Source organism: Anaerotignum sp. (assembly GCF_045122575.1).
Taxonomy (GTDB): Bacteria; Bacillota; Clostridia; order Lachnospirales; family Anaerotignaceae; genus Anaerotignum_A.
In genome coordinates this window covers 1-8755 of record NZ_JBGVHV010000162.1, presented here as the reverse complement: position 1 = coordinate 8755, position 8755 = coordinate 1, and the positions used below count along the sequence as shown (strand labels likewise).

Here is an 8755-nt window from a genome sequence, read left to right as displayed (position 1 = left end):
ATCCTGCACGGAAACGGCACAGGCGCAAAGGCAGCAACGGCAGAACAGACAAAGGCATAAAGGAGAAATCGATATGAAATTCAGCATGGATAAAAACTTAACTTTTGAACAGGCAAAAGCCCTCCTGTGGGAACAGCTGGGGGACTGGAAGATCATGGCTCTGGCCAGCAGTGTGAATGATTACGTTATGGTAAGAAACGTCAGCTGCCTGTTCTATGACGATAAAGTCTGGTTCAAAACAGACAAAAACTTCCGCAAAACCCAGCAGCTGTATCAGAACCCCAATGTAGCCATGTGCTGGGGCGGCATCCAGATCGAAGGCACCGCGGCAAATAAAGGGCTGGTGGTGGATGAACCCGGCCGCGTGTTCGAGCAGGGCTACAAAAAACATCTCTGGGGCAGCTACAACAAATACAGCCACGAAGACACAGAGATCATCATCGAAGTGAGCCCCAAATTCGTAGAAGTCTGGGATACCAGCGATGAAAACTATGCTTACCAGATCTTCATTGACTTCGAAAAACAGGCCGTAGAAGTCAAACCTTATGATAAAAAATAAAAAACAACCATACTTTTATCAATATAAAAAATAACTATTCCCCTCCAAGAAGCATCTGTTCTCCGCAGGTGCTTCTTCTTTGTTTTTGTGTTATAATCAATCACAAGAACGAACAAGAAGGAGGGTTCTCCATGTCTGAAATGAAACTACAGATGCCGTCCGATGCGGCATTTATCCTGAATAAGTTAAACGAAGGCGGCCACGAAGCCTATATCGTCGGCGGCTGTGTCCGCGACTCCATTCTGGGGCGCATCCCCCAGGACTGGGATATCACCACCTCTGCCCTGCCGGAAGAAACGAAGACTTTCTTCGACCATACCTTCGATACGGGCATCCAGCACGGCACCATCACCGTTGTGCTGCATAAGGAAAATTACGAAGTGACCACCTATCGCGTAGACGGGGAATATGCCGACTGCCGTCACCCCGACGAAGTTTCCTTCACCAAAAACCTGACAGAAGACCTGCTGCGTCGGGATTTCACCATGAACGCCATCGCGTATCATCCCGCCGAAGGCTTCCGCGATCCCTTCCACGGACAGGAAGACATCGCCGAAAGTACCATTCGCGGTGTGGGCGATCCCCCGAAACGATTTCAGGAGGATGCTCTGCGGATGCTCCGCTGTGTGCGTTTTGCAGCTCAGCTGGGTTTTGAAATCGAACCGGAAACATGGGCGGCTCTCTGCGCCAATACCGCCCTCATCCAGAAGATCAGCGTGGAGCGTATCCGCGAAGAGCTGGAAAAACTCTGGCTGTCTCCTTATCAAGAAAAAATGCCCCTTTTGTGGGAAAGCGGCCTGCTGGCACAGATCGATCCTGTCCTTTCCGCAAAGCTCATCGCCAGAAGTCAGACCCTTCCTGCGGAAATTTCCGTCTGCCCCAAGGATGCCCTGCTCAGATGGTGCATCGTCCTGCAGGACTATACGCCCGCAGAAGCGAAAAACTTCCTGAAGGGCATGAAATTTGACAATCATACACTGAAACGTGTGACTTTATTGCTGGAACAGCTGAAAGACGATGTGCCTACAGAAGCATATCCTCTCCGCAAACTGGCAGGCACCATCGGTGAAGATGCCATGGCAGAACTGCTGACGGTACAATCCATCCTGCGCCCCACTTCCCCCCATAAAGAAAGCAAGGCATTGTTTGAAAAGATCCTTGCGGACGGCGACTGCCTGACCCTGAAAACCATGGCACTCTCCGGCAAAGACCTGATGGCCATGGGTGCCCCCCACGGCAAAGTTCTGGGGGAAATTCTGGCAGAACTGCTGGACATGGTGCTGCAGGCACCGAAAAAAAATACAAAAGAAACCCTGACAGAAAAAGCCCTTTCTCTCTTACAGGCAAAGGGATTGATTTAAGGAGGAATGAAAGATGATCGGTACAAAGGGATTTATTCTGGAAAACGGTGTGGAACTGCCCTTTCTGGGCTACGGCACCTATAAAGTAACAGAGGAAAAAATCATTCTGGACGCGCTGGATGCGGGCTATCGCCATCTGGATACGGCCAGAAGATATGAAAACGAAAAAATGATCGGCAACGCCATCAAAAACTGCGGTCTGAGTCGACGGGAACTGTTCCTGACCTCAAAAGTATGGAAAACCGATCTGGGCTACGACAATACCCTGCGCAGCTTTGAAGCATCCCTGAATGATCTGGGCGTGCAGTACCTGGATATGTTCCTTGTCCACTGGCCCCAGTCCGCCCCCGATGCCGACTGGAAACCTGTGCTGACGGAAACGTGGAAGGCCATGGAACGACTGTATGACGAAGGAGCTGTTTCCGCCATCGGCGTCAGCAACCACCTGCCCCACCATCTGCTGCATATTTTAAAGGACTGCAACACCCGCCCCATGGTAAATCAGCTGGAATTCCATCCCGGCTATGCCCAGCCTGCTGCGCTTCAGTTTTGTCTGAATCAGGGCATTCAGGTGGAAGGCTGGAGCCCTCTGGGCCGCACCAGAATGTTTGAAGCCCCCCTGCTTTTGGAACTGGCGCAGAAATACGGCAAGACACCGGCGCAGATCTGCCTGCGCTTCTGCCTGCAGAGCAATGTTCTGCCCCTGCCCAAGTCCTCTTCCCCCGAACGAATGAAGCAGAATCTGGATATTTTTGATTTTGACCTGTCCATGGAGGATGTTTACCGCCTGACCACCATGCCCGAAACCGGCTGGTCGGGGCAGCATCCGGAACGCTTCTGAATCATTACAAAGCAAAAAAGACTTCCTTTCGGAAGTCTTTTTTATCTTTTCAAATAGCCCAGCGCCGTTTTTGCCACGATGCCGATGAGGATGCCCGTCACCACGCCGCTGACCAGCAGGAAGGGCAGATAATAGGCCATTTTCACATTTTCCACCACCAGTGCCGCCACCGTCACCTGACCTACGTTATGGAAAACGCCGCCGGCAAGGGAAACACCGATAATGCTGAATTTGCCTGTTTTCTTCAGCAGAGCCATCACCAGAAAGCTGAGCATAGCCCCCGCAAGGCTATAGAGCAGCCCCGCAAAGCCCGCAAACAGGAGCCCCGACAGGAACACGCGGACAAGGGAAACGAAAAAGGCACTTTTCGTATCCATGAAATACATCATAATGATGATAATGACATTGGCCAGCCCCAGCTTTACCCCGGGAATGGGGATCGGCACGGGGATCATCATTTCCACATAGCCCATCAGAATGGCAAGGGCGGCAAACAGGCCGTAATATGGAATTTTCTTATAGTCCATTTAGCCCACCACCATATCCACTTCCGCTTCGCCTTCGCCAATGATCTCCACTACCATCTTGTGGGGCAGACAAACGATGGTCTCGCCCACTTTTTCGATCTTTTTATGATCCACACAGATCTGGTCACGACAGTCCGCTTCTGTAACGAAAGCCTGTCCGTTTTCTGTATGCACGATATTATATCCCGCCTCTGTTTCGATCCGCACATCGCCGTTTTCTTCCAGAGGCATTTCTGCTTTCACTTCGCCGTCTACCGTTACCACGGCGGTCAGCCCTTTGTCTGCACCTGCGGAATAGAAGAGCCAGATGCCTGCCGCCGCAAGGATGGCAGCCAAAGCCAGAATCAGGTCTGTTTTTTTCATTTCCGCACCGCCTTTCTGTCAAAAATATAAATCACTATCTTTTAGGATAACAAGAAAAAAGGATGAAAGCAAGAACCAACTGCTTCCATCCACCAATTTTCTTATTTTTTCCAAAAACCGATTACTCTGTGCATCCGCACCCCCGCAATCGTGACAGCATTCGCAAATCGGCTGTCGCCTTCTGCCACAATCGATAACCAAAAACCGATTGCTCCACGCTTCGCGCTCTCGCAATCACCGACAGCATTCGCAAATCGGCTGCCGCCTTCTTTGCTCATGTGTTGTACGCATCAAATGTCTATGCGCTTTTGTATGCAAGCATCCAACGCGCCATAGCCACTTTCTGCTGTTTTTGGGCATAAAAAAAGTGCCCAGAACCGGAATCGAACCAGTGACACGTGGATTTTCAGTCCACTGCTCTACCAACTGAGCTATCTGGGCATGTCTTAGCGACAAGATGTATATTACCACAAAAAAACACACCTGTCAATAAAAAATTTTATTTTTTCTTCGTAGGTGGCGCTGCCCCCTACACCCCCGCCAGGGAAATGATTTCCCTGGACCCTCACTTGCAAACGTATAGATATGCGTTTGCGGTATAGGGGTCAAGGGGGATTATCCCCCTTGCGGAGTGTGAGGTGGAACCTCACGGTTTAACGTCCTTTTTTCATGACATCGATGATAGTTGTATCCATGGGCGCCATGCCTTCGTCGGAAATTCTGCCCAGATTCTTTTCTGTCTGTTCCGCAGAAGAACCGATCACGCCAAAGTTATGAGGGATTTCCACACCTTCCATCGCCAGCATCGCAGACAGATACGCAGAATAAACCCCTGCAGACGCCTTCAGGGCACAGCCTGTGCTGCCGCCGTCACAGATCATGCCTGTCAGGTTCGCCGCCATGTGATCCATCGCCGCGGAAACTTCCTTCGCGCCGCCGCCCATCAGATAAACGATGCCGGAAGCCGCGCCGCTGCCGCCGCCCAGTACACAGCCGCAAAGCGCAGACAGTCTGCCTGTATAATGCTTGCTGTAAATGGTGATCAGACCGCTCAGTGCCACCGCACGGATGATCTCTTCTTCGGATTTTTCCATATATCTACCATAAGAAACAACGGGCATGGAACACAAAATACCATGGGAACCGCTGCCAACGATACTCATCGCCGCAAAGGGCAGCCCAGCCAGACGGGCATCCATAGCAGAGCATGTCAGTTTCTGGGCCGCATAGATCATGTCGTTGCCCAAAGCGCCTTTATTCTGGAAAGCAGACAGGGTTTTCCAGATGCCCAGACCAACACCTTTTTCCCCTTCCGCGGAAAGCTGGCAGTTCATTTCGATCATACCCTTGATGCAGTCCAGTTCTTCCATGGGCACATTTTTCGCATAGTCCACCATATCTGCCACCGTCACTGCTTCAAAGTCGATGATATCTCCTTTTGCTGCTGTCACTTCCGTTTTTTCGCCTTCAAACAGCACTTCGTCATCCTTTGCCACATAAACGATATTGGCATGGAAATCTTCAATGCGGCACAGACCTACGCCCTTTGTGGTAGTTACTTCCGCAAAGATATAAATGCTGTCCTTTGTTTCATCCACTTCAATTTCAATGGGGATAGAAAGCGCTTTTGCCTGTGCCACATGGTCTGCATTGATGTTTTTCAGCACTTCCAGACCCAGTTTCCAGTCGCCGCCCAAAGCCCCCAACGCCGCCGCCATTTCACAGCCCAGTTCTTCCGTACCGGGGATCGCGCAGGAAAAGGCATTTTTATACATGCCGCCGTTCATCACCATCTGAATATGGAGCAATGTGCCGCCCACGGCATCATAAGCCCTTGCCGCCGCCAGCGCAATGGCCCCTACTTCCGTTACGCCCAGGGCAGGCTTGATTTCGCTTTTCAATAAAGATGTAAAATCGAATTTCATCGAGAATCCCTCCTTCTTCTTCCTGTATTTCTGAGTATACATCCAACCATAAGAAAATACCACCATTTTCCCCTTTTTATCGACATAACAGGAATTTTAATAGATACCATCGAAATTTTCGATTTTATATTGTATTTCTATTAAAACTCCTTTATAATCAAAAAGACTTGTCCGACATCGTATAAAAATAAATACAATTTGCCAGACAAATTAAGAGGAGGTATTTTTTATTATGGAAAAACAAAGAGAAAAATTTGGTTCCCGACTGGGGTTCATCCTGATTTCTGCAGGCTGTGCCATCGGTTTGGGTAATGTATGGAAATTCCCTTACATCACCGGTCAGTACGGCGGCGGTGCTTTTGTACTGATCTACTTCATGTTCCTGCTGATTCTGGGTATCCCCGCACTGACAGCCGAACTGGCAGTTGGCCGTGCCAGCCAGCGCAGTGTAGCCATGTCCATGGATATGCTGGAAAAGAAAGGACAGAAGTGGCATCTGTTCAAATATCCTGCCATGGCAGGCAACTACCTCTTGATGATGTTCTACACAACAGTTGCAGGATGGATGGTTTATTATTTTGTAAAAATGGCAGCAGGCGGTTTCACAGGTCTGGATGCTGACGCGATCGGCGCTGCTTTCAACAACACACTGGGCAGCCCTTCCATCAATATCGGCTTTATGGCATTCGTTGTCATTTCCTGTATGCTTATCGTTGCAAAAGGTCTGCAGGATGGTGTTGAAAAAATCACAAAAGTGATGATGCTGGCACTGATTGTTCTGATGATCGTTCTGGCAGTTCGTTCCATCTTCCTGCCCGGCGGCGAAGAAGGTCTGAAATTCTACCTGACACCTAACTTTGGTGCCATCAAAGAACACGGTCTGTCCACTGTACTGTTTGCCGCAATGAGCCAGGCATTCTTCACACTGAGTATCGGTATGGGTGCCATGGCCATCTTCGGTTCTTACATTGACCGCAGCCGTGCCCTGTGCGGTGAAGCCATCTCCATCACCGTTCTGGATACATCCGTAGCGCTGATGGCTGGTCTGATCATCTTCCCTGCATGCTTTGCCTACGGTGTTGACCCCGGCGCAGGCCCCGGTCTGATCTTCGTCACACTGCCCAACGTATTCAACGCAATGCCCGGCGGTCGTCTGTGGGGCACACTGTTCTTCCTGTTCATGTGCTTCGCGGCATTCTCCACAGTAATCGCGGTATTCCAAAACCTGATCGCTTTCTGGGAAGACTTGACAGATATGCCTAAGAAAAAAATCGTATCCATCCATATCGTTCTGATGCTGATCCTGTGTCTGCCTTGTGCACTGGGTTACAACGTACTGGCTGACTTCCAGCCTCTGGGTGCTGGTTCCGGCGTACTGGATCTGGAAGACTTCATCGTATCCAACAACATCCTGCCTCTGGGCTCCATGATCTACGTTATCTTCTGTTCTTGGAAAATGGGCTGGGGCTGGGATAAATTCATGGGCGAAGCAAACACAGGTAACGGTGTGAAATTCCCCAACGCCATCAGACTGTATATCAAATACATCCTGCCTCTGATCATCCTGTATGTATTCGTAATGGGCTACAAATCCATGTTTGGCTGGTAATCTTTCTTGGGGCTTTGCCCCAAACCCCACCAAGGGAATCTAGTCAAAGCATCTTCCTTCGGAAGACGGCTTCGCCGCCGCATAATCTTTGCGGTGCTCTTACCCTTGGAACCCGAATTGCAAAAGCATTCGCTTTTGCGAAATGAATATCAAAATCACAAGAAAACTTTTGCCGCAGTGCAGAAGTTTTCTTTTTTTTCTGAAAATATGCTATACTGAAAAAAATGGAACTAAGGAGGTTTGAAACAATGAAAGTATCCTTATTGCAGATGAAAACGCTGGAAACACCAGAAGAAAATATCGTTAAAATCAGAGAAATGCTGAAAGAGGCAAAAGCCGAAGGTGCAGACATCGCCGTCCTGCCCGAAATGTGCTGCTGCCCCTATGAAAACAGCGCCTTTGTAAAATACGCCATGCCCTACAACTCCCCTTTCCTGACAGGAATCGCAGAAATGGCGAAGGAAATGGGTCTGTATATCGTAGCAGGCTCCGTCCCCCTTTCTTCTGATGGAAAAATTTACAACGCCTCCTTCGTTTACAATGACAAGGGCGAATGCATCGCCAAACACAGAAAAACTCACCTCTTTGACATCAATGTGCCCGGCGGTCAGTACTTCATGGAAAGCGACACCTTCACTGCAGGGAAAGACGTGACCACCTTCCCTACCCCTTGGGGCAAGATGGGGCTCATTATCTGCTACGATATCCGTTTTCCCGAACTGTCCCGTCTGCTGGCGATCGAAGGGGTAAATGCCATTTTCGTACCTGCTGCTTTCAACATGACCACAGGCCCCGCCCACTGGGAAATGTCCTTCCGCATGCGTGCCTTGGATAATCAGGTATTCATGGTGGGCTGCGCCCCCGCAAGGGACATGGAATCCTCCTATACCGCATGGGGGCATTCCATCTCCACCGATCCTTGGGGTGCGATTTTAGGTCAGATGGATGAAACCGAAGGCATCCTGACTGTGGAATGGGATATGGAAAGAGTGGAAACAGTAAGACAGCAGTTACCTCTCCTGAAACACAGAAGAACAGATATGTATGATGTTCCTTATGAAGCCACCATCGGACGAACACAGCGAAATCTGGCAGGCGGCCCTCTGGCTCATTATTACAATAAGGAGTGAAAAACCATCCTATGAAAAAAGAAACCATTTATCTGGCAGGCGGCTGTTTCTGGGGCACGGAGCATTATATGAAAACCATTGAAGGTGTGCTGGAAACGAAGGTGGGCTATGCCTTGGGCGAAAAGCCCCTGTGGAATCCGCCCCTGCGCGACCATGTGACCTATGAAGAAGTATGCAGCCACAGCGGTCATGCAGAAACGGTGGAAGTGATCTTCGACGCAGACCGAATTTCTCTGACCGAAATTCTGAAGGAATACTGCTACACCATCGACCCTACTTCTCTGGGCAGACAGGGCATGGATGTGGGCATCCAGTACCGCACAGGCATTTATTCTCTGAACGAAGAACAGAAACAGACAGCCGAAGCCTTTCTGACAGAACTGCAGAAGGATTACAAACAGCCCATCATGATCGAAAATCTGCCCCTGCGTCAGTTCATC

At 49.8% G+C, this 8755-nt stretch carries 9 protein-coding genes and 1 tRNA gene; 6 read left to right on the top strand and 4 right to left on the bottom strand.

Annotated elements, in window-relative coordinates:
• Positions 1–73: 73 nt before the first annotated feature.
• The 3 genes from ACJMLT_RS08050 (at position 74) to ACJMLT_RS08040 (ending at position 2761) form a co-directional block, all read left to right on the top strand.
• On the top strand, positions 74–559 hold the full coding sequence (locus tag ACJMLT_RS08050) for a pyridoxamine 5'-phosphate oxidase family protein (RefSeq protein WP_405729182.1): 486 nt from the start codon (positions 74–76) through the stop codon (positions 557–559).
• 131 nt (positions 560–690) lie between these two features.
• On the top strand, positions 691–1920 hold the full coding sequence (locus tag ACJMLT_RS08045; protein WP_405729179.1) for a CCA tRNA nucleotidyltransferase: 1230 nt from the start codon (positions 691–693) through the stop codon (positions 1918–1920).
• 13 nt (positions 1921–1933) lie between these two features.
• Positions 1934–2761: an aldo/keto reductase gene (locus ACJMLT_RS08040; RefSeq protein WP_405729176.1), complete on the top strand. Its 828-nt coding sequence runs from the start codon at positions 1934–1936 to the stop codon at positions 2759–2761.
• A gap of 41 nt (positions 2762–2802) precedes the next feature.
• On the opposite strand, the gene ACJMLT_RS08035 is transcribed toward ACJMLT_RS08040, so the two are convergent.
• The 4 genes from ACJMLT_RS08035 to ACJMLT_RS08020 all read right to left on the bottom strand — a co-directional run bounded on the left by ACJMLT_RS08035 (position 2803) and on the right by ACJMLT_RS08020 (position 5576).
• Complete coding sequence (locus ACJMLT_RS08035) at positions 2803–3288, bottom strand: Gx transporter family protein (RefSeq protein ID WP_405729173.1); 486 nt, start codon at positions 3286–3288, stop codon at positions 2803–2805.
• Positions 3289–3651 carry a NusG domain II-containing protein gene (locus ACJMLT_RS08030; protein WP_405729170.1) on the bottom strand — a complete coding sequence of 121 codons (363 nt, stop codon included), beginning with the start codon at positions 3649–3651 and terminating at the stop codon, positions 3289–3291.
• A gap of 368 nt (positions 3652–4019) precedes the next feature.
• Positions 4020–4092 (bottom strand) — tRNA-Phe (locus tag ACJMLT_RS08025).
• Positions 4093–4304: 212 nt separating this feature from the next.
• On the bottom strand, positions 4305–5576 hold the full coding sequence (locus tag ACJMLT_RS08020) for an L-cysteine desulfidase family protein (protein WP_405729167.1): 1272 nt from the start codon (positions 5574–5576) through the stop codon (positions 4305–4307).
• Positions 5577–5808: 232 nt separating this feature from the next.
• On the opposite strand from ACJMLT_RS08020, the gene ACJMLT_RS08015 reads away from it, so the two are divergent.
• The 3 genes from ACJMLT_RS08015 to msrA all read left to right on the top strand — a co-directional run.
• Positions 5809–7185: a sodium-dependent transporter gene (locus ACJMLT_RS08015; protein WP_405729164.1), complete on the top strand. Its 1377-nt coding sequence runs from the start codon at positions 5809–5811 to the stop codon at positions 7183–7185.
• Positions 7186–7433: 248 nt separating this feature from the next.
• Complete coding sequence (locus tag ACJMLT_RS08010; RefSeq protein ID WP_405729161.1) at positions 7434–8315, top strand: carbon-nitrogen hydrolase family protein; 882 nt, start codon at positions 7434–7436, stop codon at positions 8313–8315.
• Between the two features lie 11 nt (positions 8316–8326).
• The coding region (msrA, locus tag ACJMLT_RS08005; protein WP_405729158.1) for a peptide-methionine (S)-S-oxide reductase MsrA at positions 8327–8755 on the top strand (429 nt) is incomplete at its 3' end.